General features: G+C 71.8%; 20 protein-coding genes. 16 read left to right on the plus strand and 4 right to left on the minus strand.

Annotated features, from left to right (window positions below; genetic code table 11):
- Positions 1-134 precede the first annotated feature (134 nt).
- The 4 genes from AB0A94_RS14375 to AB0A94_RS14390 all read right to left on the minus strand — a co-directional run bounded on the left by AB0A94_RS14375 (position 135) and on the right by AB0A94_RS14390 (position 5,746).
- Positions 135-2,525: a DUF3488 and transglutaminase-like domain-containing protein gene (locus tag AB0A94_RS14375; RefSeq protein ID WP_361743888.1), complete on the minus strand. Its 2,391-nt coding sequence runs from the start codon at positions 2,523-2,525 to the stop codon at positions 135-137.
- Positions 2,522-3,883 carry a DUF58 domain-containing protein gene (locus tag AB0A94_RS14380; RefSeq protein WP_361743891.1) on the minus strand — a complete coding sequence of 454 codons (1,362 nt, stop codon included), beginning with the start codon at positions 3,881-3,883 and terminating at the stop codon, positions 2,522-2,524. The genes AB0A94_RS14375 and AB0A94_RS14380 overlap by 4 nt, the downstream gene beginning before the upstream one ends.
- A complete protein-coding gene (locus AB0A94_RS14385) occupies positions 3,883-4,935 on the minus strand; it encodes a MoxR family ATPase (RefSeq protein ID WP_361743894.1) in 1,053 nt (350 codons plus the stop codon). The genes AB0A94_RS14380 and AB0A94_RS14385 overlap by 1 nt, the downstream gene beginning before the upstream one ends.
- Positions 4,936-5,197: 262 nt before the next feature.
- The gene (locus AB0A94_RS14390) at positions 5,198-5,746 is read right to left on the minus strand and encodes a carbonic anhydrase (protein ID WP_361743897.1); all 549 of its coding nucleotides are present in this window, start codon (positions 5,744-5,746) and stop codon (positions 5,198-5,200) included.
- Positions 5,747-6,163: 417 nt separating this feature from the next.
- Between AB0A94_RS14390 and rsmH the strand changes: the two genes are divergently transcribed.
- The 16 genes from rsmH (at position 6,164) to AB0A94_RS14470 (ending at position 23,933) form a co-directional block, all read left to right on the plus strand.
- A complete protein-coding gene (gene rsmH, locus AB0A94_RS14395; protein ID WP_361743900.1) occupies positions 6,164-7,120 on the plus strand; it encodes a 16S rRNA (cytosine(1402)-N(4))-methyltransferase RsmH in 957 nt (318 codons plus the stop codon).
- 74 nt (positions 7,121-7,194) lie between these two features.
- Positions 7,195-7,665, plus strand: a complete 471-nt coding sequence (locus AB0A94_RS14400; RefSeq protein ID WP_361743903.1) for a septum formation initiator family protein — start codon at positions 7,195-7,197, stop codon at positions 7,663-7,665.
- A gap of 5 nt (positions 7,666-7,670) precedes the next feature.
- Positions 7,671-9,629: a penicillin-binding protein 2 gene (locus AB0A94_RS14405; protein ID WP_361743906.1), complete on the plus strand. Its 1,959-nt coding sequence runs from the start codon at positions 7,671-7,673 to the stop codon at positions 9,627-9,629.
- A gap of 225 nt (positions 9,630-9,854) precedes the next feature.
- Positions 9,855-11,375: a UDP-N-acetylmuramoyl-L-alanyl-D-glutamate--2,6-diaminopimelate ligase gene (locus AB0A94_RS14410; protein WP_361743909.1), complete on the plus strand. Its 1,521-nt coding sequence runs from the start codon at positions 9,855-9,857 to the stop codon at positions 11,373-11,375.
- 4 nt (positions 11,376-11,379) lie between these two features.
- Positions 11,380-12,795 carry a UDP-N-acetylmuramoyl-tripeptide--D-alanyl-D-alanine ligase gene (gene murF, locus AB0A94_RS14415; protein ID WP_361743912.1) on the plus strand — a complete coding sequence of 472 codons (1,416 nt, stop codon included), beginning with the start codon at positions 11,380-11,382 and terminating at the stop codon, positions 12,793-12,795.
- Entirely contained in the window at positions 12,792-13,865 is a 1,074-nt protein-coding gene (gene mraY / locus AB0A94_RS14420; RefSeq protein ID WP_030820598.1) for a phospho-N-acetylmuramoyl-pentapeptide-transferase, read from the plus strand. The genes murF and mraY overlap by 4 nt, the downstream gene beginning before the upstream one ends.
- The gene (gene murD / locus AB0A94_RS14425) at positions 13,847-15,265 is read left to right on the plus strand and encodes a UDP-N-acetylmuramoyl-L-alanine--D-glutamate ligase (RefSeq protein ID WP_361743916.1); all 1,419 of its coding nucleotides are present in this window, start codon (positions 13,847-13,849) and stop codon (positions 15,263-15,265) included. The genes mraY and murD overlap by 19 nt, the downstream gene beginning before the upstream one ends.
- Before the next feature lie 73 nt (positions 15,266-15,338).
- Complete coding sequence (gene ftsW / locus AB0A94_RS14430; protein WP_361743919.1) at positions 15,339-16,691, plus strand: putative lipid II flippase FtsW; 1,353 nt, start codon at positions 15,339-15,341, stop codon at positions 16,689-16,691.
- A gap of 6 nt (positions 16,692-16,697) precedes the next feature.
- Complete coding sequence (gene murG / locus AB0A94_RS14435; RefSeq protein WP_217136558.1) at positions 16,698-17,792, plus strand: undecaprenyldiphospho-muramoylpentapeptide beta-N-acetylglucosaminyltransferase; 1,095 nt, start codon at positions 16,698-16,700, stop codon at positions 17,790-17,792.
- Positions 17,793-17,817: 25 nt separating this feature from the next.
- Positions 17,818-18,615, plus strand: coding sequence for an FtsQ-type POTRA domain-containing protein (locus AB0A94_RS14440; RefSeq protein ID WP_361743922.1), 798 nt, complete (start codon positions 17,818-17,820; stop codon positions 18,613-18,615).
- A 288-nt stretch (positions 18,616-18,903) separates the two neighbouring features.
- Entirely contained in the window at positions 18,904-20,097 is a 1,194-nt protein-coding gene (ftsZ, locus tag AB0A94_RS14445; protein WP_361743925.1) for a cell division protein FtsZ, read from the plus strand.
- Positions 20,094-20,822, plus strand: a complete 729-nt coding sequence (gene pgeF / locus AB0A94_RS14450) for a peptidoglycan editing factor PgeF (RefSeq protein ID WP_361743928.1) — start codon at positions 20,094-20,096, stop codon at positions 20,820-20,822. Before ftsZ ends, pgeF begins: the two co-directional genes overlap by 4 nt.
- A 7-nt stretch (positions 20,823-20,829) precedes the next feature.
- Positions 20,830-21,549: a YggS family pyridoxal phosphate-dependent enzyme gene (locus AB0A94_RS14455; protein WP_361743931.1), complete on the plus strand. Its 720-nt coding sequence runs from the start codon at positions 20,830-20,832 to the stop codon at positions 21,547-21,549.
- Between the two features lie 129 nt (positions 21,550-21,678).
- Positions 21,679-22,320 (plus strand): cell division protein SepF, encoded by a 642-nt coding sequence (sepF, locus tag AB0A94_RS14460; RefSeq protein ID WP_361743934.1) that lies wholly within the window; start codon positions 21,679-21,681, stop codon positions 22,318-22,320.
- A 49-nt stretch (positions 22,321-22,369) separates the two neighbouring features.
- A complete protein-coding gene (locus AB0A94_RS14465; protein ID WP_217136548.1) occupies positions 22,370-22,660 on the plus strand; it encodes a YggT family protein in 291 nt (96 codons plus the stop codon).
- A gap of 52 nt (positions 22,661-22,712) precedes the next feature.
- Positions 22,713-23,933, plus strand: coding sequence for a DivIVA domain-containing protein (locus tag AB0A94_RS14470; RefSeq protein WP_361743937.1), 1,221 nt, complete (start codon positions 22,713-22,715; stop codon positions 23,931-23,933).
- Positions 23,934-24,065 lie beyond the last annotated feature (132 nt).

The raw sequence follows: 24,065 nt of genomic DNA on the forward strand, positions 1-24,065 counted from the left end.
GCGGGTGGGCAGGGGGTACCCCTCCCGGGGAGGCACCCCGTGAACGCGAGGCTGCGCGACCGACCCCCGCCCAGCCCGCACGCCGGGTACCGCACGACCCCGGCGGGCCGGCCCTTCGCGAGGCCCGGCGGGTCTCAGCCCTGCTGTCGCGACGGCCCGCGCCAGGTCGGGCGCAGCGACAGGAGCCGCTGCCGGACCCCGGCCCACCACGCCGACACCACCCACACCACCCGCACAGCGGACCGCGGCGCGAACACCGCGCGCAACCGCGCCCGCCGGCCGCCGGCCGAGGCCCGCAGCCCCGCCACAGCCCCCCGCACGTCATCCGTCAGCCCCACCACCGGCCGCGGCCGCGGCGCGTACAGGACCTGTTCCACCGCATCGGCCACCCGGTGCACCGACGCCGCCGCATCCGGGCCGAGCCGGCCCAGCCGCACGATCCGGTCCGCCGTCCCGCGCGGGGTCAGTGACCCGTCCGGCGCGATGCCGTAGTCCCACGCCGTGTCGGTCAGCTCGTCCCAGACGGCCAGGACGTACGGCACCGCCTCCGCCTCCGAGCGGCCGTGTCCGCCCAGCCGCACCGCCCGGGTCCTCGCCCGCCACAGCATGGGCGACAGCGGCAGCACCAGCACCACGAGACCGGCCAGCGCCCATCCCAGCAGCGCGTACCACTTCGGCCCGTCGTCACCCGTGGGCAGGGCCGCCTGCGGCGACTCGCTCTCGCACGCCCCGAGCCTTCTCCGCTCCGCCGTGCAGCTCTCGCTCTCCGAGGGCTCCGCCGACGGCTCCGCGGACGCGGTCCGTGAGGGCCGGGCGGGATCGGGCACCGTGTTCTCCGCGGTGTCCTGAACGGTGTACGACGGCGTCGAACCACGGGTCGGGGTCGGCTCGAACCGGGTCCAGCCCACCCCCTCGAAGTACAGCTCCGGCCAGGCGTGCGCGTCCCGCAGCCCGACCGAGACCGTGCCGTCCGCCTGCGGGGTGCCGGGCGCGAAGCCCACCGCGACCCGCGCCGGTATGCCCAGCGAACGGGCCATCGACGCCATCGCGAACGAGAAGTGCACGCAGAAGCCCTGCCTGTCCCGCAGGAAACGGGCGATCGCCCTCGAGTCGCTGCCGACGTCGACCTCGGTGTCGTACTCGAAGCCGCCGGTCAGCGTGAAGTACTCCTGGAGCATGACCGCCTGGTCGTAGGCGTTGGCCGCGCCCTCGGTGACCTCGCGGGCGGTGCGGGACACCACGGCGGGCAGCGAGTCCGGCAGCTCGGTGTACTCGCGCTGCAGCGCGGGCACCGGCTCCGGCGCGTCGGCCAGCTGTTCCGCCGTGGGCCGCACGTGGAGGCTGCGCACCTGGTACGTCAGACCGCGCGTGTTCTGCCCGCGGTCGCCGACCAGCGACATGCCGACGGGTTCGTAGAGCCAGTTGCCCCGGACGCTCACCCCGCTCGGCGGGTACGGCATCGGCAGCCAGTCCTGGGCGTACCAGTCGGCGGTCGAGAGCGTCGTGCCGATCTCCGTGCGCTCGATGTCGGTGCCGAGGCCCGGCGGCGTCGGGAACGTGCCGGTGGGGACGGTGGTGAAGGACCGTTTCGACGGCTTCCACGTGGTGCCGTCGAAGTCGTCCAGGGACACGATCCGCAGATACAGGTCGGACACGTCCGTCAGCTCGGAGCGCACCGACATGACCTGGCGGTCGTCGTCCCGGTTCAGCGAGTCCTGCAGCGACACCAGCAGGTTCACCGCAGAGACGTTGCCGCCCCCGCCGGTGCCCGAGCCGCCCCCCGTACCGGCGGGGTCCAGCAGGCCGCCGTTCATCGCGGGCAGGCCGAGCGGCACCACCAGGGCGATGCCCAGCGCGACCGCGCCGATCCGCCGCCCGGTGCGCACCGGTGCGACGGCGCCGGGCGAGTCCCCGCCCGGGCCGGGCGCCCCGCCGAACACGCGCCCCCACTGGGAGAGCCGGTCCCGGCCCTCGGCGAGCAGCAGCATCAGATAGCCGGCCGCCGCCAGCAGGAACCACAGCCAGTCGATGCCGTTGTCGGCCAGCCCCGCGGCCACCGAGTACAGGGCGAGCAGCGGCAGCCCGGCGGGGGCCGCGCTGCGGAAGGTCACCGCGAGGGTGTCCACCAGCAGCCCGATCACCAGCACGCCGCCGACCAGCATCAGCCGGATGCCGTCGGACAGCGGCGCCGGTATCGCGTACCGGCTGACGTCGTTCCCGCCCTGCTCCAGCAGCTCGGCGAAGAACCGGAGGGCGTCGGGGCCGGGTATCAGCCCGGCGAAGGCGTGCTCACGCGCGAACACCAGGGTCAGCAGCACCAGCGTCACCAGGACCTGCGCCGCCACCGTCAGCGGACGCGCCAGCGGTACCCGCCGGGCCGCCGCGCCCACGCCCGACTGCACCGCCAGCAGGAACGCCGCCTGGAGGATCCAGGTCGCCGGGTCGACCAGCGGCAGCAGGGCGCACGCCGCCGCCAGTGTGGCCGCCCACGCGCACAGCGTCAGCCTCGCCCGTCCGCTGATCACGGTCCCTCCCCACCACTCGCCGCGGCCAGGCCCGAACGCTCCCGGTCCGCCTGCCGCCACAACTCGTCCAGCGAGGCGCCCCGTGGCACGTCCAGCGCCGTCCAGCCCGCCTCGCGCAGCATCCGCAGCCACTCCCCGCGCCGGTCCGCCGCACCGGGCACATCGGCCGGTTCCCGCAGCCAGGTCCCGCTGTCCAGCAGGAAGGCGAGTGCGCCTCCGCTGCGCTGCCGCATCCGGGCGAGCACCGCGGCCTGCTCCTCGTCCAGGTCGCCGAGGAAGGCGACCAGCAGCCCCTCGTGCCCGCCGCGCAGCACGTCGTAGGCGCGGGACAGGCCCTCCTCGTCGGAGTGGTCCACCACGGCGAGGGCGTCCATCATCAGCCCGGCCGCGTCCGCGGACTCCTGGTTCACCCCCGCGAACCCGTCGGAACCCTCACCCGGCACCGAGGTGCCGGTGTCGGTCAGCAGCCGCACCGAGAAACCGCGCTCCAGCATGTGCACCAGCACGGAGGCCGCACCGGACACCGCCCACTCGAACGCCGAGTCCGGTCCGGCGCCCGCGTAGGCGACGGCCCGGGTGTCGAGGAGCACCGTGCACCGGGCGCGCTGCGGCTGTTCCTCGCGGCGCACCATCAGCTCGCCGTAGCGGGCGGTGGAGCGCCAGTGCACCCGGCGCAGGTCGTCGCCGTGACGGTAGCCGCGCGGGATCACGTCGTCCTCGCCGGCCAGCGCCAGCGCACGCTGCCGCCCGTCGCCGTACCCCTTCGCCTCGCCGCTCAGCCGCACCGGCGGCAGCGGCTCCACGCGCGGGATCACCGTCAGCGTGTCGTACGTGGAGAAGGCCCGGGTCAGCTCGCACATCCCGAACGGGTCGGACAGCCGCAGCTGCAGCGGGCCCAGCGGATAGCGGCCGCGCAGGTCGGAGCGGACCCGGTAGGACACCTCGCGGCGCCCGCCCGCCTCCACCCGGTCCAGGACGAACCGCGGGCGCGGGCCGAGCACGTAGGGCACCCGGTCCTGGAGCATCAGCAGGCCCGTGGGCAGCCGAGAGACGTTCTCCATCCGCAGGTGCACCCGCGCCTCGGACCCGGCGGGCACCCGCCCGGGGGAGAGCCGGCGGCTGCCGGCGACCCGGTAGCGGGTGCGGTAGAGCACGCCCGAGCACACCAGCGGAAGCACCGCCAGCAGCAGCCCGACCCGCAGCAGATCGCTCTGTCCCAGCACATACGCGCAGATCGCGGCGGCCACACCGGCGGCCAGGAAGGAGCGCCCGCGGGTGGTGAGACCCGCCAGGGCCGTCCTGACGCCGCTCCGGCCGCCCGTGCCGCCGTCCGGGTGGACGGCGCCGGCGGTGGTCATCACAGCCTCCGGGGCGGCTGCTGGCCGAACTCCGGACCGCCGTGGCCGAGGCCGCTCCGCCGCGGATCGTCCGCGGACGCCCGGGGGCGGTCCGCGGGCACCGGGATGCGCTGGAGGATCTCCTGCACCACTTGCTCGGCGGTGCGGCGGTTGAGCTGGGCCTGGGCGGTGGGCAGCAGCCGGTGGGCGAGGACGGCCACGGCGAGTGCCTGCACGTCGTCCGGCAGCGCGTAGTCCCGGCCGCCGAGGGCCGCCGCCGCCTTCGCCGCGCGCAGCAGGTGCAGCGTCGCGCGCGGCGAGGCGCCGAGTCTGAGATCGGGGTGCGTACGGGTGGCGGCGACCAGCTCCACCACGTACCGGCGGATCGGTTCGGCCACGTAGACGTCGCGCACCGCCTCGATGAGCTTGAGGATCTCGTGCGCGTGCGCCACCGGCTGGAGGTCCTCCAGCGGGGAGACGCCGCCGTGCACGTCCAGCATCTGCAGCTCGGCCTCCGCGCTCGGGTAGCCGACCGAGACGCGGGCCATGAAACGGTCGCGCTGGGCCTCCGGCAGCGGGTAGGTGCCCTCCATCTCGACCGGGTTCTGCGTCGCCACGACCATGAACGGGCTGGGCAGTTCGTAGGTCTTGCCGTCGATGGTGACCTGGCGCTCCTCCATCGACTCCAGCAGCGCGGACTGCGTCTTCGGCGACGCGCGGTTGATCTCGTCGCCGATCACCACCTGCGCGAAGATGGCACCCGGCTTGAACTCGAAGTCACGGCGCTGCTGGTCCCAGATGGGCACACCGGTGATGTCCGAGGGCAGCAGGTCCGGAGTGAACTGGATCCGCCGCACCGAGCAGTCGATGGACCGCGCCAGCGCCTTGGCCAGCATCGTCTTGCCGACTCCCGGGACATCCTCGATGAGCAGATGTCCCTCGGCGAGCAGCACGGTCAGCGAGAGCCGTACGACCTCGGGCTTTCCCTCGATCACGCCTTCCACCGAATTCCGCACGCGCTCCACCACGGCGGTCAGATCAGTGAGGCTCGCTCGATCGTCATAGGTCGTCACCCGGCCCTCCTCGGCCTTTCCCCGCGCTCCGGAAAGGAGCGGGGGACCCCAAATGTCCCGGGCCGACGCCTTGCTGTGCGGACCGGCCCACCCCGAATCACGGACACCACGCGGGAAAAGTTCCGCATGGCACCACTCCCGCATTCTTGCCGCCGTTACCGATTCGTGTCACTCGCCTGTGGACAACTGAGAGCGATATGCCAGGTCTTACGGCGTCGAACGGCGTCCGGAGTCCGGGCTCCCTCCGGGGCGGGCGGCCGGGTCAGGCGGGGTCGATCTCGCGCAGCAGGCCCGTCTTCACGTCGAAGACGAAACCGCGCACGTCGTCGGTGTGCAGCAGGAACGGCGAGGTGCGCACGCGCTGCATCGACTGCCGTACGTCCTGGTCGACGTCCCGGAAGGCCTCCACGGCCCAGCCGGGGCGCTGGCCCACCTCCATCTCCAGGTCGTGCCGGAACTCCTCGGTGAGGGACTCCAGACCGCAGCCGGTGTGGTGGATGAGGACCACGCTGCGGGTGCCCAGCGCCCGCTGGCTGATGGTCAGCGAGCGGATCACGTCGTCGGTGACGACGCCGCCCGCGTTGCGGATGGTGTGGCAGTCGCCGAGCGACAGGCCCAGCGCGGCGTGCAGGTCGAGGCGGGCGTCCATGCAGGCCACCACGGCGACGTTGAGCACCGGGCGGGCGTCCATCCCGGGGTCGGTGAAGGCGGCCGCGTACTGCTGGTTGGCGTCGACCAGACGGTCGGTGACCGTGCCGTGGCCGGTGGTGGCGTGCTGGGGGCCGGTGGGAACCGATGCGGAAGTCGTCATACCCATGACGGTACTGGTCACGAGGGCATCGGGCCCGTTGTGAGAGGCGACAAAGGATGTCAGCGTGTCTTGGTGTGAGGTAACCCACAGGGGTGGTGTGAGCCCCCTCCTGCGGGTGATGTGTCCGATGCACCCCTTGACCTGCCGCGCGGACCGCGACGCGCAGGCCGGTTGATTGACCGGGCGGGACCGTGGACTAAAGTGGCGCGAGGCGGGAGGCGAGAGCGCCCGCTGCACTGATTTCCCCGGATCCCCCGGCGACGACCGGGGGATCTCCCCGCGTGCGCGGCGCGCACGTACGGCTCGGCCTCCTCCCGCCGCCGCCCGGCCGACGCCTGACGGCGCCGGTCGCCCCTCACCGGGGGAGGGCGGGAACCCGGCGGTGCGTGAGCGCCGCGCCGGATTTGAGAGGGCCACTTGAGCCAGAGTCGACACGTCCCGGTGATGCTCCAGCGGTGCCTGGACCTGTTGGCGCCCGCCCTGGAGCGGCCGGGAGCGGTGGTGGTCGACTGCACGCTCGGGCTCGGCGGCCACAGCGAAGCCCTGCTCCGGCGGTTCCCCGAGGCCCGGCTCGTCGCCCTGGACCGCGACAAGGAGGCCCTGCGCCTGTCCGGCGAGCGGCTCGCGCCCTTCGGCGACCGGGCCACCCTGGTGCACGCCGTCTACGACGAGCTCCCCGACGTCCTCGACCGGCTCGGCGTCCCGCGCGTGCGGGGCGTCCTGTTCGACCTCGGGGTGTCCTCCATGCAGCTCGACGAGGCCGACCGCGGCTTCGCCTACGCCCAGGACGCCCCCCTCGACATGCGCATGGACCAGACGACCGGCGTCAGCGCCGCCGAGGTCCTCAACACCTACCCGGCCGGCGAACTCGTCCGCATCCTGCGCGCCTACGGCGAGGAGAAGCAGGCCAAGCGCATCGTGTCCGCGATCGTGCGCGAACGCGAGAAGGAGCCGTTCACCAACAGCGCCCGCCTGGTCGAGCTGATCCGCGACGCGCTGCCGCAGGCCGCCAAGCGCACCGGCGGCAACCCGGCCAAGCGCACCTTCCAGGCCCTGCGGATCGAGGTCAACGGCGAGCTGTCGGTGCTGGAGCGGGCGATCCCGGCGGCCGTGAAGGCCCTCGACGTCGGCGGACGGATCGCCGTGCTGTCGTACCACTCCCTGGAGGACCGGCTCGTCAAGCAGGTGTTCGCGGCCGGCGCCGCCACCACCGCCCCGCCCGGGCTCCCGGTCGTCCCCGAGCGCTACCAGCCCCGGCTCAAGCTGCTCACGCGCGGTGCCGAACTTCCCACCGAGGAGGAGATCGCCGAGAACCGGCGCGCGGCCCCCGCGCGGCTGCGCGGCGCCGAGCGGATCCGGGAGGACGTCGATTGAGGCACGGACGGCGCACGAGGCGGGTGACGGGCGGCCGGGCGTACGGGTGGGAAAGCGAACTCAGGGGAGCGTGAGTGAGTAGGAAACCCGAACTGAAGGGGTGGCCCGAGCCGCAGGGGAGGCCCGAGCTGAAGGGAAGGGCGGCCCGGCTCGCCCGGCTCCTGCCCACCGGGCGCGCCCAGGCGGCGCGCACCCCCTTCGTCCTCCTCGTCGTCGTCCTCCTCGGCGGAGGTCTGATCGGCCTCCTGGTGCTGAACTCCGCCCTCAGCGAGGGCGCGTTCCAGCTCGACGACATCCAGCGGGAGACCAAGAACCTCACCGACGAGGAACAGGCCCTGCAACGGGACATCGACGCCTACTCCGCCCCCGACGCCCTCCAGCGCCGCGCCCGCGAGCTCGGCATGGTGCCCGGCGGCGACCCCGCCTTCCTCGGTCCCGACGGCAAGGTCAAGGGCGCACCCGGCGCCGCCCACGCCCCCCTGCTCCTCGCGCCCGGGGCGCCGGCCACCACGCCCACGCCCTCCTCATCGACCCCCGGCAGGTGACGGAAGTGTCCGACAGGGAACCGCCCCGCCGCCGGGTGCCCGGCCCCGCCAGGCCCGCCCGCCCGGCCGCCGGACAGCGTCCGGGACCCGGCGCCCGCCCGGCCCGCAGGCCCGCGGGACCCCGCCCCGCACCCCCGAAGACCATCCGGCTGGGCAGCCCGCGGCCCCGGCTGCGCCTGATCGGCGTGGCCCTGACCCTGGTCCTGCTCGCCTTCGCCGTACGGCTGTTCCAGGTGCAGGCCGTCGACGCGAGCACCTACGCCGCCAAGGCCGACCGGAACCGCTACGTCGGCCAGGTGCTGGAGGCCCAGCGCGGCGGGATCACCGACCGCCACGGCGTGGCCCTGGCGACCACCGAGGACGCCTACGACATCACGGCCGACCCCACGATGTTCGCCCCGGACGAGCTGGAGATCGCCGACGGCCCCGAGCAGGCCGCCGCCCTCCTCGCCCCGATCCTCGGCCAGGACCAGGACGAGCTGGTCGGGAAGCTGCGTCCGGAGAACAAGGCCCTGCGCTACGTCAAACTGGCCGCCCGCCAGACCCCGCAGACCTGGAGGCAGATCAAGGACCTGAAGGCCGCGCTCGCCAAGAAGGCCGGGACCGACGACTCCACCGCCAACGTCCTGGCCGGCGTCTTCTCCGTGCCCACCAGCAAGCGGGTGTACCCCAACAACGAGCTGGCCGCCGGAATACTGGGCTGGGTCAACGCCGAGGGCAAGGGCGGCGGCGGCATCGAGCTCCAGCTCGACGAGCGGCTCGCCGGCCAGGACGGCAAGATCCGCTACGCCCAGTCCGGCGGCCGTCTCGTCCCGACCGCGGGCTCCACCGAGACCCCGGCCGTGCCCGGCAGCGACGTCGAGCTCACCATCGACCGCGACATCCAGTGGGCCGCGCAGAACGCCATCAGCGAGCAGGTGAGGAAGTCCGCGGCCGACCGCGGCTACGTCATCGTCCAGGACACCCGCACCGGCGAGGTCCTCGCGATGGCCAACGCGCCCGGCTTCGACCCCAACGACCTCTCCGAGGCCGACCCGGAGGCGCTCGGCAACGCGGCCGTCCAGGACGCCTTCGAACCCGGCTCCACCGCCAAGGTGCTCTCCATGGCGGCGGTCCTCGAGGAGGACGCCGCCACGCCCGGGACGCACGTCGTCGTGCCCAACCGGCTGCACCGCGGCGACCGCCTCTTCAAGGACGACATCGACCACCCGACCTGGTACCTGACGCTCAACGGCGTCCTCGCCAAGTCCAGCAACATCGGCACCATCCTCGCCACCGGCCAGCTCGGCAGGACCCAGGCCCAGGCCAACAAGGTCCTCTACGAGTACCTGCGCAAGTTCGGCCTGGGCAGCCACACCGGGCTCGGCTTCCCCGGCGAGACCAAGGGCATCCTCGCCCCGCCGGACGAGTGGTCCACCTCGCAGCAGTACACGATTCCGTTCGGCCAGGGCGTCTCCATCAACGCCATGCAGGCCGCGTCCGTCTACTCGACCATCGCCAACGGCGGCGTCCGCGTCGAACCCACCCTCGTACGCGGCTCCAAGGGCCCCGACGGACGCTTCACCCCCGCCCCGGAGCCCGAGAGGACCAGGGTCGTCAGCGAGAAGACGGCGAAGACGCTCGCCCGGATGCTGGAGTCGGTCGTCGACGACGAGGAGGGCACCGGCACCAAGGCGCGCATCCCGGGCTACCGGGTCGCGGGGAAGACGGGTACGGCGAACCGCGTGGATCCGGCCACCGGCAGGTACCACGGCTACACCTCGTCCTTCGCCGGCTTCGCCCCCGCCGACAAGCCCAGGATCACCGTCTACTGCGTCATCCAGAACGCCACCGAGGGCAGCTACTTCGGCGGCCAGATCTGCGGACCCGTGTACAAGCAGGTCATGGAGTTCGCCCTGAAGACCCTCCAGGTGCCGCCGACCGGCGCCGCCCCCGCCGACCTCCCGGTCACCTTCAAGCCCTGACCCCGTACCGAGCACCGAGCCACCAGGAACCACCCCGTGACGACGATCACCCCCGACCCCGGGAACCGGAACGCCTCCCACCCCTCGCCCACCCGTCAGCCGCCGCCGCCCTCGCCGGACCGCGCTGCGCGCGGGCCCCTCTTTGGCCCCCCGGCCGGTACGCCCGGTACGCTCACCGCCGTGCCACACGCTGATCAGTCCCAAACCGCCCAGAAGGGCCACCCCGTGACATATCCGGGACCGCCCCGTCCGGTTCAGGTCTCCGCCACACCCCTCGCGGAACTCGCCGGTCAGCTGGGTGCCCCCACGCCGGAGCGGGCCGCGGAGGTCACGGGCATCACCCATGACTCGCGCGCCGTCCGCCCCGGCGACCTGTACGCCGCCCTCCCGGGCGCCCGCGCCCACGGTGCCGACTTCGTCACCCAGGCCGCCGGCCTCGGCGCGGTCGCCGTGCTGACCGACCCGTCCGGCGCCGAGCGCGTCGCCGCGGCCGGACTGCCGGCGCTGGTGGTCGACGACCCGCGCGCGCGGATGGGCGAGCTGGCGGCCACCATCTACGGGCACCCGGGCCGCGATCTGCTCCAGATCGGCATCACCGGCACTTCGGGCAAGACCACCACCGCCTACCTGGTCGAGGGTGGCCTGAAAACCGCCCACAGCACGGGGCTCATCGGTACGGTCGAGATGCGCATCGGCGACGAGCGGATCAAGTCCGAGCGCACCACCCCCGAGGCCACCGACCTCCAGGCCCTGTTCGCCGTCATGCGCGAGCGCGGCACCGACGCGGTCGCCATGGAGGTCTCCAGCCACGCCCTGGTCCTCGGCCGGGTCGACGGCTGCGTCTTCGACATCGCCGTCTTCACCAACCTCAGCCCGGAACACATGGAGTTCCACTCCGACATGGAGGACTACTTCCGGGCCAAGGCGCAGCTGTTCACGCCGGAACGCAGCAGGCTGGGCGTGGTCAACGTCGACGACGAGTACGGCCGCCGGCTCGCCAAGGAGGCCGGCGTCCCGGTCGTCACCTACTCCGCCGAGGGCCACCCGGACGCCGACTGGCGCGCCGAGGGCGTCGAGGTCGGCCCCCTGGACTCGACGTTCACCGTGATCGGCCCCGAGGGCGAGCGGATCACCGCCCGGTCGCCGCTGCCGGGCCCGTTCAACGTGGCCAACACCCTCGCCGCGATCGTCGCGCTCGCCGCCGCCGGACTCGACCCGCAGGCCGCCGCCGACGGCGTCGCCGCCGTACCGGGCGTGCCGGGCCGGCTGGAGCGCGTGGACGCCGGACAGCCGTACCTCGCGGTGGTGGACTACGCCCACAAGACCGACGCCGTGGAATCGGTGCTGCGCGCCCTGCGCAAGGTCACCGAGGGCCGGGTGCACGTCGTGCTCGGCTGCGGCGGCGACCGCGACACGACCAAGCGGGAGCCCATGGGCGCCGCCGCCGCGCGGCTCGCCGACACCGCCGTACTGACCTCCGACAACCCCCGCTCCGAGGACCCCCTCGCGATCCTCGCCGCCATGCTCCGGGGAGCGGCCTCCGTGCCCGCCCACGAGCGCGGCGAGGTGCAGGTCTTCGAGGACCGGGCCGCCGCGATCGCCGCCGCCGTCGCCCGGGCGCGGTCCGGTGACACGGTGCTGGTCGCCGGCAAGGGCCACGAGCAGGGGCAGGACATCGCCGGGGTGGTGCGTCCCTTCGACGACCGCCAGGTGCTCCGGGAAGCCATCAAGAAAACCCAGGGATGAACTTGTGATCGCCCTCTCCCTCGCCGAGATCGCAGAAGTCGTCGGCGGGCAGACGCACGACATACCGGACCCGTCCGTCCAGGTCACCGGACCGGTCGTCCGGGACTCGCGGGAGGCGGGTCCGGGCAGCCTGTTCGTCGCCTTCGCCGGCGAGCGCGTGGACGGCCACGACTTCGCGGCCCAGGTCGTCGAGGCGGGCGCGGTCGCCGTGCTCGCCTCCCGGCCCGTCGGGGTCCCCGCGATCGTCGTGGCGGACGTCCAGGCGGCCCTCGGCGCCCTCGCCCGGCACGTCGTCGGCCGGCTGGGCACCACCCTCGTCGCGCTCACCGGCTCGGCCGGCAAGACCAGCACCAAGGACCTCATCGCCCAGGTGCTGCGGCGCAAGGCGCCGACCGTCTTCACCCCCGGCTCGCTCAACAACGAGATCGGGCTGCCGCTCACCGCGCTCACCGCCACCGAGGAGACGAAGTTCCTCGTGCTGGAGATGGGAGCGCGCGGAATCGGCCACATCCGGTACCTCACCGGACTGACGCCCCCGAAGGTCGGACTCGTCCTGAACGTCGGCTCCGCCCACATCGGCGAGTTCGGCGGCCGGGAGCAGATCGCCCAGGCCAAGGGCGAGTTGGTGGAGGCCCTGCCCCCGGCCGAGGAGGGCGGCGCCGCGGTCCTCAACGCGGACGACCCCCTCGTACGGGCCATGGCGTCCCGTACGAAGGCGAAGGTGATCCTTTTCGGAGAGTCCGACGAAGCGGACGTTCGGGCCGAGAACGTGCGACTCACGGACAGCGGACAGCCTTCCTTCAGGCTTCACACACCCTCCGGTGCATCCGATGTGACCATGCGCCTGTACGGTGAGCATCACGTGTCGAACGCGCTCGCCGCGGCCGCCGTCGCCCACGAGTTGGGCATGTCCGCAGACGAGATCGCCACCGCGCTCTCCGAAGCGGGCTCCCTCTCCCGCTGGCGGATGGAGGTCACCGAGCGCCCGGACGGCGTGACGGTCGTCAACGACGCCTACAACGCGAACCCCGAGTCCATGAAGGCCGCGCTGCGCGCGCTGGCGGCCATGGGCAAGGGACGCCGTACGTGGGCGGTGCTCGGCAAGATGGCCGAGCTCGGGGACGAGGCGCTCGCCGAGCACGACGCGGTCGGACGGCTTGCCGTCCGGCTCAACGTCAGCAAGCTCGTCGCGGTCGGGGGCAGGGAAGCCGCCTGGCTGCAACTGGGCGCATATAACGAGGGTTCGTGGGGTGAGGAGTCGGTGCACGTGTCCGACGCACAGGCGGCGGTCGACCTGTTGCGCAGCGAGTTGCGCCCGGGAGACGTCGTTCTCGTGAAGGCGTCCCGTTCGGTCGGGCTCGAGAGCGTGGCGCAGGCGCTGCTCGAGACCGGTGCCGAGGGTGAGGTCGCAGTCCGATGATGAATCAGATCCTGTTCGCAGGAGTCATTGGCCTCTTCCTGACGCTGATCGGCACCCCGCTGCTGATCAAACTGCTCGCGCGCAAGGGCTACGGGCAGTACATCCGTGACGACGGCCCGCGCGAGCACGCCAGCAAGCGCGGTACGCCGACCATGGGCGGTATCGCCTTCATCCTGGCGACGGTCGCCGCGTACTTCCTCAGCAAGGTGATCAGCGGCGAGCCGCCGAGGTACTCGGGCGTGCTGGTGCTGGGCCTGATGGTCGGCATGGGTCTGGTCGGCTTCCTGGACGACTACATCAAGATCGTCAAGCGGCGTTCGCTGGGTCTGCGGGCCAAGGCGAAGATGGCCGGCCAGCTGATCGTCGGCATCGCCTTCGCGGTGCTGTCCCTGCAGTTCGCGGACTCCCGCGGGCAGACCCCGGCCTCCACGAAGCTGTCGTTCATCACGGACTTCGGCTGGACCATCGGCCCGGTGCTGTTCGTCGTCTGGGCGCTGTTCATGATCCTCGCGATGTCGAACGGCGTGAACCTGACCGACGGTCTGGACGGCCTCGCCACCGGCGCCTCCGTGCTCGTCTTCGGCGCCTACACCTTCATCGGCGTCTGGCAGTTCCAGGAGTCCTGCGCCAACGGCGAGACGCTGACCAACCCGGGCGCCTGCTACGAGGTGCGCGACCCGCTGGACCTCGCGGTCGTCGCCTCCGCGCTGATGGGTTCCTGCCTGGGCTTCCTGTGGTGGAACACCTCCCCGGCCAAGATCTTCATGGGTGACACCGGTTCGCTGGCGCTCGGCGGTGTGCTCGCGGGTCTCGCGATCTGCTCCCGCACCGAGCTGCTGCTGGCCATCCTGGGCGGTCTGTTCGTCCTCATCACCATGTCGGTGGTCATCCAGGTCGGCTCGTTCAAGCTCACCGGGAAGCGGGTCTTCCGGATGGCGCCACTCCAGCATCACTTCGAACTCAAGGGCTGGTCCGAAGTCCTCGTGGTGGTCCGTTTCTGGATCATCCAGGGAATCTGTGTGATCGTCGGACTGGGCCTCTTCTACGCGGGATGGGCAGCGGACAAGTGACCGACTGGCAGGGTAAGCACGTCACCGTCGCCGGACTCGGCGTCTCCGGCGTCCCGGCGGCCAAGGTGCTGCACGGGCTCGGCGCGCAGGTCACCGTCGTCAACGACGGGGACGACGCACGCGCCCGCGAACAGGCCGCCGAACTGGAGGCGCTCGGCGTCACCGTGCGCCTCGGTGACGGGGCGACCCTGCCGGAGGGCACCGAGCTGATCGTCACGGCCCCCGGCTGGAAGCCGGACAAGCCGCTGTTCGCGGCGGCGGACGAGGCCGGGGTGCCGGTGTGGGGCGACGTCGAACTCGCCTGGCGGCTCAGGAAGCCCGGCGCGGCTCCCTGGCTCGCGGTCACCGGCACCAACGGCAAGACCACGACCGTCCAGATGCTCGCCTCCATCCTGAGGGCGGCGGGCCTGCGCACCGCCGCCGTCGGCAACATCGGCGTCTCCCTCCTCGACGCCGTGCTCGGCGAGGAGGAGTACGACGTGCTCGCCGTGGAGCTGTCCAGCTACCAGCTCCACTGGGCGCCCTCCCTGCGCGCCCACTCGGCGGCCGTGCTGAACCTCGCCCCGGACCACCTCGACTGGCACGGCTCCATGGAGGCGTACGCCAGGGACAAGGGCCGCATCTACGAGGGCAACCGCGTCGCCTGCGTCTACAACACGGCCGACCAGGCCACCGAGGACCTGGTCCGCGAGGCCGACGTCGAAGAGGGCTGCCGCGCCGTCGGTTTCACCCTGGGCACCCCGGGCCCCTCCCAACTCGGCGTCGTGGAGGGCATCCTGGTCGACCGCGCCTTCGTCGAGAACCGGCAGAAGAACGCCCAGGAACTCGCCGAGGTCTCCGACGTCGACCCGCCCGCCCCGCACAACATCGCCAACGCCCTGGCCGCCGCGGCCCTCGCGCGGGCCTACGGGGTGCCCGCCGGCGCCGTACGGGACGGCCTGCGGGCGTTCACCCCGGACGCCCACCGCATCGCGCATGTCGCCGACGTGGCCGGGGTCGCGTACGTCGACGACTCCAAGGCCACCAACACGCACGCGGCACAAGCCTCGTTGGCGGCCTACGAGTCGATCGTGTGGATCGCGGGCGGGCTCGCCAAGGGCGCCACCTTCGACGAGCTGGTCGCCGGCTCGGCGAAGCGGCTGCGCGGCGCCGTGCTGATCGGCCGGGACCGCGCCCTGATCCGCGAAGCCCTCGCGCGACACGCCCCGGAAGTACCCGTCGTCGACCTCGACCGGACCGACACTGGGGCGATGCTCCAGGCAGTCCAGGAGGCGCGGCGGCTCGCCCGGCCCGGCGACACGGTGCTGCTGGCCCCGGCCTGCGCCTCGATGGACATGTTCACCAACTACAACAAGCGCGGTGACGCGTTCGCACAGGCGGTGCGCGAGCTCGGCGCCTGATCCCGGCCGCCTGGCGCCGGGCGACCTCGGGAGGGACGCGTGGGACCGTCGACGGCGTACAGCGGAGGCCCGGATGACCGGTAGCCGTACCGGCCGCCCGCCCGTGCAGCGGGCGGCACGCGGCCCCGTCGTGCCCGGGCCCCCGCGCGAGAACCCCCTGCGCACCCTGATCGTCCGGGCGCGCAGGGCCTGGGACCGGCCGCTGACCGCGTACTACCTGATCCTCGGCGGCAGTCTGCTGATCACCGTGCTGGGCCTGGTGATGGTCTACTCGGCCTCCCAGATCACGGCGCTGCAGATGTCGCTGCCGGGTTCGTACTTCTTCCGCAAGCAGCTGCTGGCCGCCGTGATCGGCGGCGCACTGCTGCTGGCGGCCTCCCGGATGCCGGTGAAGCTGCACCGCGCCCTGGCCTACCCGATCCTCGCGGGCGCCGTCGTCCTGATGGCCCTGGTGCAGGTGCCGGGGGTGGGAGTCGCGGTCAACGGCAACCAGAACTGGATCGCCCTCGGCGGCTCCTTCCAGCTCCAGCCCAGCGAGTTCGGCAAGCTCGCGCTGGTGCTGTGGGGCGCCGACCTGCTCGCCCGCAAGCAGGACAAGCGGCTGCTGTCCCAGTGGAAGCACATGCTGGTGCCGCTCGTTCCGGCCGCCTTCATGCTGCTCGGGCTGATCATGCTCGGCGGTGACATGGGTACGGCGATCATCCTGACAGCGGTCCTCTTCGGCCTGCTGTGGCTGGCGGGGGCACCGACCCGGCTGTTCGTCGGCGTGCTGTCGATCGCCGCACTGCTCGGCGCGATCCTCATCCGCACCAGCCCCAACCGCATGGCCCGGCTCACCTGCCTCGGCGCCACCGAGCCCCGGACGGGACCGGTCGACTGCTGGCAGGCCGTGCACGGGATCTACGCCCTCGCCTCCGGTGGGATCTTCGGTTCCGGACTCGGTGCGAGCGTGGAGAAATGGGGCCAACTCCCCGAAGCGCACACGGACTTCATCTTCGCCGTCACCGGTGAGGAACTGGGCCTGGCGGGGACGCTGTCGGTACTCGCCCTGTTTGCGGCTCTAGGCTATGCGGGTATCCGCGTGGCCGGACGCACGGAGGACCCCTTCGTCAGGTATGCCGCGGGAGGCGTGACCACCTGGATCACGGCCCAGGCCGTGATCAACATCGGTGCGGTGCTCGGTCTGTTGCCGATCGCCGGAGTCCCGCTCCCGCTGTTCTCCTACGGAGGATCCGCCCTGCTGCCGACCATGTTCGCCATCGGGCTGCTGATCGCCTTCGCGCGTGAGGACCCCGCTGCACGGATGGCGCTTGCCATGCGGCAACCCCGCTTTGGTAGAAAGCGGGGCGGGGGTCCACAGCGGCCCCGGAGATGGAACACGATGCGACGGCGTGCCCCGGTGGCGCGTTCGTCCGGAGAGCGGTGAATTTCGGTGCATGTCGTACTCGCCGGCGGAGGAACCGCGGGCCACATCGAGCCCGCGCTCGCCCTCGCGGACGCCCTGCGCAGGCAGGATCCGACCGTGGGCATCACGGCCCTGGGCACGGAGCGTGGCCTGGAGACCCGTCTCGTACCCGAGCGCGGGTACGAGCTGGCGCTGATTCCCGCCGTACCGCTGCCGCGCAAGCCCACCCCCGAGCTGATCACCGTTCCGGGCCGGCTGCGCGGCACCATCAAGGCGGCCGAGCAGGTCCTGGAACGCACCAAGGCGGACGCCGTGGTCGGCTTCGGCGGCTACGTCGCCCTGCCCGGCTACCTCGCGGCCAAGCGGCTCGGCGTGCCGATCGTGATCCACGAGGCCAACGCCCGGCCCGGACTGGCCAACAAGATCGGCTCCCGGTACGCCGCCCAGGTCGCGGTCTCCACGCCCGACAGCAAGCTGCGCAACTCCCGCTACATCGGCATCCCGTTGCGCCGTTCCATCTCCACCCTCGACCGGGCCGCCGTACGCCCCGAGGCCCGCGCCGCGTTCGGCCTCGACCCCAATCTGCCCACGCTGCTGGTCTCCGGCGGCTCGCAGGGCGCCCGCCGGCTCAACGAGGTCGTCCAGCAGGTCGCCCCGTGGCTCCAGCAGGCCGGGATCCAGATCCTGCACGCGGTCGGCCCGAAGAACGAACTGCCGCAGGTGCACCAGATGCCGGGAATGCCCCCTTATATCCCGGTAAGTTACCTGGATCGGATGGACCTCGCGTACGCCGCGGCCGACATGATGCTCTGCCGCGCGGGCGCGATGACCGTCGCCGAACTCTCCGCCGTCGGGCTCCCGGCCGCCTACGTCCCGCTGCCCATCGGCAACGGCGAGCAGCGGCTCAACGCCCAGCCGGTGGTCAAGGCCGGCGGCGGTCTGCTGGTCGACGACGCGGAGCTGACGCCCGAGTGGGTGCAGCAGAACGTCCTGCCCGTGCTCGCCGATCCGCACCGGCTGTACGAGATGTCCCGCGCCGCCGCCGAGTTCGGCCGCAGGGACGCCGACGACCTGCTCGTCGGCATGGTGTACGAGGCGATCGCCGCCCGTGCGCACCGCTAGAGGCGTATGACGGGAGGCAGGCGACATGGCCGGATCGACCACCGCCGAGCGTGGTGAACGCAAGCGGGAGTCGTCCGGCCCGCCGCCGCGTGCCCGGCGGTTCGGACGGCGGCAGGTTCGTCGGATCATCGCATCGGCGGTCGCCCTGGTGTTCTTCGGCAGCGGGGCGTTCTGGCTGCTGTACGGGTCGGACCTGGTGCGCGTGGAGCGCGTATCGGTGTCGGGGACCCGTGTCCTGACTCCCGAGCGGGTGCGCGAGGCCGCCGACGTCCCCCTCGGGGAACAGCTGGTCTCCGTCGACACCGGCGCGATCGAGGCGCGTCTTTCCTCGGCGTTGCCCCGGATCGACACCGTCGAAGCGGTTCGTTCCTGGCCGGACGGAATCACCCTGAAAGTGACGGAACGCACCGCTGTTCTTCTCGTCCACAAAGGCGGGAAGTTCATCGAAGTGGACGATGAGGGTGTCCGGTTCGCCACGGTTTCCAAGGCGACCGAGGGTGTGCCCGCGCTGGAACTGGCCGTCTCCCGGACCGGTTCCGCGGCGGCGAGCCTGCGCCGCTTCGGCGAGGACCGGCTGACCCGGGAGGCGGTGCGGGTGGCCGGTGCGATTCCGGCCTCCGTGGCGCACGCCACCCGCAGCGTCAAGGTCCGTTCCTACGACGACATCTCGCTGGAACTGGCGGACGGCCGTACGGTCGACTGGGGAAGCAGTGAGAAGGGCGCCGAGAAGAGCCGTACTCTCACCGCACTGATGAAAGCGGAGCCCGGTGCGCGGCACTTCGACGTCAGCGTGCCCACGGCCCCCGCGTCAGCGGGGAGTTGACGCACATCAGCGCAGGCCAGCACCCTGGTTGGGCAGCGCTACGGCTGATCACATAGGGTGAAAAGAAAAACGGGAGGTTCGGCGTGTTCGTTGAACGGGCGCCACTTGTCGACTTAGTGTCCTGTTCAGAAGACTCCAGGGAACGGACACACTGGTAACCCTAAACTTCAACGTTAGGGTTCGGGTCGGCGCTACGGACCGTCCCATTCGGCATCAGTCGTCGGATCGCGGGGGCATCAGTGCTCCAGCGGTCGGGCGACACGTAACTCGAGGCGAGAGGCCTTCGACGTGGCAGCACCGCAGAACTACCTCGCAGTCATCAAAGTCATCGGTGTCGGCGGCGGTGGTGTCAATGCCATCAACCGGATGATCGAGGTCGGTCTCAAGGGCGTCGAGTTCATCGCCATCAACACCGACGCGCAAGCCCTGTTGATGAGCGACGCCGACGTCAAGCTCGACGTCGGCCGTGAACTCACCCGCGGACTCGGCGCCGGAGCCAACCCGGCCGTCGGCCGCAAGGCCGCGGAGGACCACCGCGAGGAGATCGAGGAGGTCCTCAAGGGGGCCGACATGGTCTTCGTGACGGCCGGCGAGGGCGGCGGCACCGGCACCGGCGGCGCGCCCGTCGTGGCCAACATCGCCCGCTCGCTGGGGGCCCTCACCATCGGCGTGGTCACGCGCCCGTTCACCTTCGAGGGGCGGCGCCGCGCGAACCAGGCCGAGGACGGCATCGCCGAGCTCCGCGAAGAGGTCGACACCCTCATCGTCATCCCGAACGACCGGCTGCTGTCCATCTCGGACCGCCAGGTGTCGGTTCTCGACGCCTTCAAGTCGGCGGACCAGGTGCTGCTCTCCGGTGTCCAGGGCATCACCGACCTCATCACCACGCCCGGTCTGATCAACCTGGACTTCGCGGACGTCAAGTCGGTCATGTCCGAGGCCGGCTCGGCCCTCATGGGCATCGGCTCGGCCCGCGGCGACGACCGCGCGGTGGCCGCCGCCGAGATGGCCATCTCCTCGCCGCTCCTCGAAGCCTCCATCGACGGCGCCCGCGGTGTGCTGCTCTCCATCTCCGGCGGCTCCGACCTCGGTCTGTTCGAGATCAACGAGGCCGCCCAGCTGGTCAGCGAGGCCGCCCACCCCGAGGCCAACATCATCTTCGGCGCGGTGATCGACGACGCCCTCGGCGACGAGGTCCGGGTCACCGTGATCGCGGCCGGCTTCGACGGCGGCCAGCCGCCGGCCAAGCGGGACAACGTCCTCGGCTCCTCCTCGGTCAAGCGTGAGGAGCCCGCCCCGGCGCGGCAGCCGGAGAGCCGTCCGTCCTTCGGCTCGCTCGGCAGCGTCACGCCCAAGGAGGACCCGGAGCCGCCGGCGCCGGAGCCGGTGCGCGAGATCCCGGCCGTCCAGCCCCCGGTTCCGCCGTCGCGGACCTACGACAGCGCGGCCGAGGAACTGGACGTACCGGACTTCCTGAAGTGATAGGACGGCGCGAGAGCGTGAGCGGCGCGCACTTCGCCTTCACCGACCGGTGGGGCGGGGTGAGCGCCGCTCCGTATGAGGAGCTCAACCTCGGCGGGGCCGTCGGCGACGACCCCGGCGCCGTACGCGCCAACCGCGAACTGGCCGCCAAGTCGCTCGGCGTGGATCCGGCCCGGGTGGTCTGGATGAACCAGGTGCACGGGGCCGACGCGGTCGTGGTCGACGAACCCTGGGGTGACCGTCCGGTCCCCGAGGTGGACGCGATCGTCACCGCGCGGCGCGGACTCGCCCTCGCGGTGCTCACCGCCGACTGCGTGCCGGTGCTGCTCGCCGACCCGGTCGCCGGCGTCGTGGCCGCGGCCCACGCGGGCCGGCCCGGCATGATCGCCGGGATCGTCCCCGCCGCCGTACGGGCCATGACCGGGCTCGGCGCCGACCCCGCGCGGATCGTCGCCCGCACCGGGCCCGCCGTCTGCGGCCGGTGCTACGAGGTGCCGGAGGCGATGCGCGACGAGGTGGCCGCCGTCGAGTCGGCGGCGCACGCCGTCACGAGCTGGGGCACACCGGCGGTCGACGTGGGCGCGGGCGTGCACGCGCAGCTCGAACGGCTCGGGGTGCGCGACCGGGAGCGGTCGTCCGTGTGCACGCTGGAGTCGGACGATCACTTCTCGTACCGCCGCGACCGCACCACCGGGCGGCTCGCGGGCTACGTGTGGCTGGACTGATTGGGACATGACGGACCGTAAGGACGAACTCGCCGCGAATCTGGCGAGAGTGGAAGAGCGGATCGCCGCGGCGTGCGCCGCCGCCGGACGCGGGCGCGACGAGGTGACCCTGATCGTGGTCACCAAGACCTACCCCGCGGACGACGTGCGGATCCTGTCCGGACTCGGGGTGCGCCATGTCGCCGAGAACCGGGACCAGGACGCCGCCCCCAAGGCGGCCGCGTGCGCGGATCTGCCCCTCACCTGGCACTTCGTCGGTCAACTTCAGACCAACAAAGTACGCTCCGTGGTGGGTTATGCCGATTTCGTGCAGTCCGTCGACCGTTCCCGGCTGGTGACGGCCCTCTCCAAGGAGGCCGTGCGGGCCGGGCGCGAGGTCGGCTGCCTCCTCCAGGTGGCGTTCGACGCCGGTGAGGGCGGCCGGGGGGAGCGCGGGGGCGTGGCGCCCGCCGGCATCGCGGAGTTGGCCGAGCTGGTGGCGCGGTCCGAGGGGCTGCGGCTCGACGGGCTGATGACCGTCGCCCCGCTCACCGGGGAGTACGCGGGACGCGAACGGGCGGCCTTCGAGCGGTTGATGGATTTGTCGACCGACCTGCGCCGGACTCATCCGACTGCGAACATGGTCTCGGCAGGGATGAGTGCGGACCTCGAACAGGCCGTGGCCGCCGGGGCGACACATGTGCGCGTCGGCAGTGCGGTACTCGGAGTCCGCCCCGGGCTCGGGTAACGTCGCCAAGAAGTCGGACCACAGCAGAAAATATGGTCAGTTCCGCCGAACAGCGGACGTAAAGACCTAGTGGATCGCGGGCACTCGGCGGTCGTCAGCAGATCCACCACAGAGCGGAGGACTCGGAGCATGGCCGGCGCGATGCGCAAGATGGCGGTCTACCTCGGCCTCGTGGAGGACGATGGGTACGACGGCCGCGGATTCGACCCAGACGACGACTTTGAACCCGAACTCGACCCGGAGCCCGAGCGGGACCACCGGCGGCACGAACCGTCCCACCAGGCACATATCTCACACCAGCCCCAAAGGGACGAAGAGGTGCGAGTCGTCCATCCTCCCGCGCCGCGCGAACCGATCGCCCGATCCGCTTCGCTCCCCGCGGAATCGCCACGCCCGGCGCGGATCGCGCCCGTGGCATCCATCACACAAGAACGCGCAAGCCTGGAGAAGAACGCACCGGTGATCATGCCCAAGGTCGTGTCGGAACGAGAGCCTTACCGGATCACCACACTTCACCCCCGGACCTACAACGAGGCCCGTACCATCGGGGAACACTTCCGTGAAGGTACGCCGGTGATCATGAATCTGACTGAGATGGACGACACAGACGCGAAGCGACTTGTCGACTTTGCGGCCGGTTTGGTGTTTGGTCTTCACGGCAGCATTGAGCGGGTGACGCAGAAGGTGTTCTTGTTGTCGCCTGCTAACGTCGATGTCACGGCGGAGGACAAGGCCCGCATCGCAGAGGGCGGGTTCTTCAACCAGAGCTGAGACGCAGGACCGGACGAAGAGCGGTACAGGGGAGAGGGAAAAGCAGGCCATGAGCGTGTTCGCGCAGGTGATCTACATCGCGCTGATGGTGTTCCTCATCGTGCTGATCTTCCGTTTGGTCATGGATTACGTGTTCCAGTTCGCCCGCTCGTGGCAACCCGGCAAGGCGATGGTGGTCGTCCTGGAGGCCACCTACACTGTCACCGATCCACCGCTGAAGCTTCTGCGGCGGGTCATCCCGCCGCTGCGTCTCGGGGGCGTGGCGCTAGACCTGTCCTTCTTCGTACTGATGATCATCGTCTACATCCTGATCTCAATCGTGGGCAATCTCGCGAGGTGACTGTGGACGATACGGTCTTGCCGACTGCCGATGACTACGTTGAGGTGAAGAGATGCCGTTGACCCCCGAGGACGTGCGGAACAAGCAGTTCACGACCGTCCGCCTCCGAGAAGGCTATGACGAGGACGAGGTCGATGCCTTCCTCGACGAGGTCGAAGCCGAACTGACGCGCCTGCTCCGCGAGAACGAGGACCTGCGCGCCAAGCTGGCCGCGGCCACGCGCGCTGCTGCCCAGAACCAGCAGAACATGCGCAAGCCCCCCGAGCCGCAGGACCAGCAGCAGCAACAGCAGGGACCGCCCCAGGGCATGCCCCAGCAGGGCATGCGAGGTCCCGGCGCTCCGGTGCCCGCCGGCATATCGGGCCCGCCGCAGCAGCAGATGGGTGGCCCCATGGGTGGTCCGCCCCAGCTGCCGAGCGGTGCTCCTCAGCTGCCCGCCGGCCCCGGCGGACAGGGCGGCCCGCAGGGTCCCGGCCCCATGGGTCAGGGTCCCGGGCCGATGGGCCAGGGCGGCCCGATGGGGCAGGGCCCGATGCAGGGGCAGATGGGCCCCGGTGGCCCGATGGGCGGCCCCATGGGCGGTCCCATGGGCGGTCCCGGAATGCCCGGCCAGGGTGGCCCCGGGATGCCCGGCCAGGGCGGTCCCGGGATGCCCGGTCAGGGCGGCCCCGGTGGCGACAGCGCCGCGCGCGTCCTGTCGCTGGCACAGCAGACCGCCGACCAGGCGATCGCGGAGGCCCGTTCCGAGGCCAACAAGATCGTGGGCGAGGCGCGTTCGCGTGCCGAGGGTCTCGAGCGGGACGCCCGCGCCAAGGCGGACGCCCTGGAGCGGGACGCGCAGGAGAAGCACCGCGTCGCGATGGGCTCCCTGGAGTCCGCCCGCGCCACGCTGGAGCGCAAGGTCGAGGACCTGCGCGGCTTCGAGCGCGAGTACCGCACGCGGCTGAAGTCCTACCTGGAGTCGCAGCTGCGCCAGCTGGAGACGCAGGCGGACGACTCGCTCGCCCCGCCGCGTCAGCCCGCGAGTGCCGCGCCGTCGCTGCCGCCGTCCCCGGCGCCCTCGATGGCTCCGGCCGGTGCCGGTGCGCCGTCCTACGGCGGCAACCAGACGATGGGTGGCGGTCAGGGCGGTCCGTCCTACGGCGGCGGTCAGCAGCAGATGCAGCCGGCGATGACCCAGCCCATGGCGCCGGTGCGTCCGCAGGGCCCGTCGCCGATGGGTCAGGCTCCCTCGCCGATGCGCGGCTTCCTGATCGACGAGGACGACAACTGACGGCCCTTCGGTCATGAGTACGGCGTAGCAGTCGGCAGCGTTCAGGGCGGGCCCCGGGTTCACGAACCCGGGGCCCGCCCTCGTGCTACGCGTGTTCACGGGTTTTGTGGTGTTTGTTCGGACTTGCCCGGG

Origin of the sequence: Streptomyces sp. NPDC044984 (assembly GCF_040646935.1) — a bacterium.
Lineage (GTDB): Bacteria > Actinomycetota > Actinomycetes > Streptomycetales > Streptomycetaceae > Streptomyces.

Coding starts and splice junctions, on each gene's coding strand:
- AB0A94_RS14380 (WP_361743891.1), bottom strand. CDS start 3,883: ATGACCACCGCCGGCGCCGTCCACCCGGACGGCGGCACGGGCGGCCGG.
- AB0A94_RS14390 (WP_361743897.1), bottom strand. CDS start 5,746: ATGACGACTTCCGCATCGGTTCCCACCGGCCCCCAGCACGCCACCACC.
- mraY (WP_030820598.1), top strand. CDS start 12,792: ATGATGAATCAGATCCTGTTCGCAGGAGTCATTGGCCTCTTCCTGACG.
- murD (WP_361743916.1), top strand. CDS start 13,847: ATGGGCAGCGGACAAGTGACCGACTGGCAGGGTAAGCACGTCACCGTC.
- ftsW (WP_361743919.1), top strand. CDS start 15,339: ATGACCGGTAGCCGTACCGGCCGCCCGCCCGTGCAGCGGGCGGCACGC.
- AB0A94_RS14440 (WP_361743922.1), top strand. CDS start 17,818: ATGGCCGGATCGACCACCGCCGAGCGTGGTGAACGCAAGCGGGAGTCG.
- AB0A94_RS14455 (WP_361743931.1), top strand. CDS start 20,830: ATGACGGACCGTAAGGACGAACTCGCCGCGAATCTGGCGAGAGTGGAA.
- sepF (WP_361743934.1), top strand. CDS start 21,679: ATGGCCGGCGCGATGCGCAAGATGGCGGTCTACCTCGGCCTCGTGGAG.
- AB0A94_RS14465 (WP_217136548.1), top strand. CDS start 22,370: ATGAGCGTGTTCGCGCAGGTGATCTACATCGCGCTGATGGTGTTCCTC.
- AB0A94_RS14470 (WP_361743937.1), top strand. CDS start 22,713: ATGCCGTTGACCCCCGAGGACGTGCGGAACAAGCAGTTCACGACCGTC.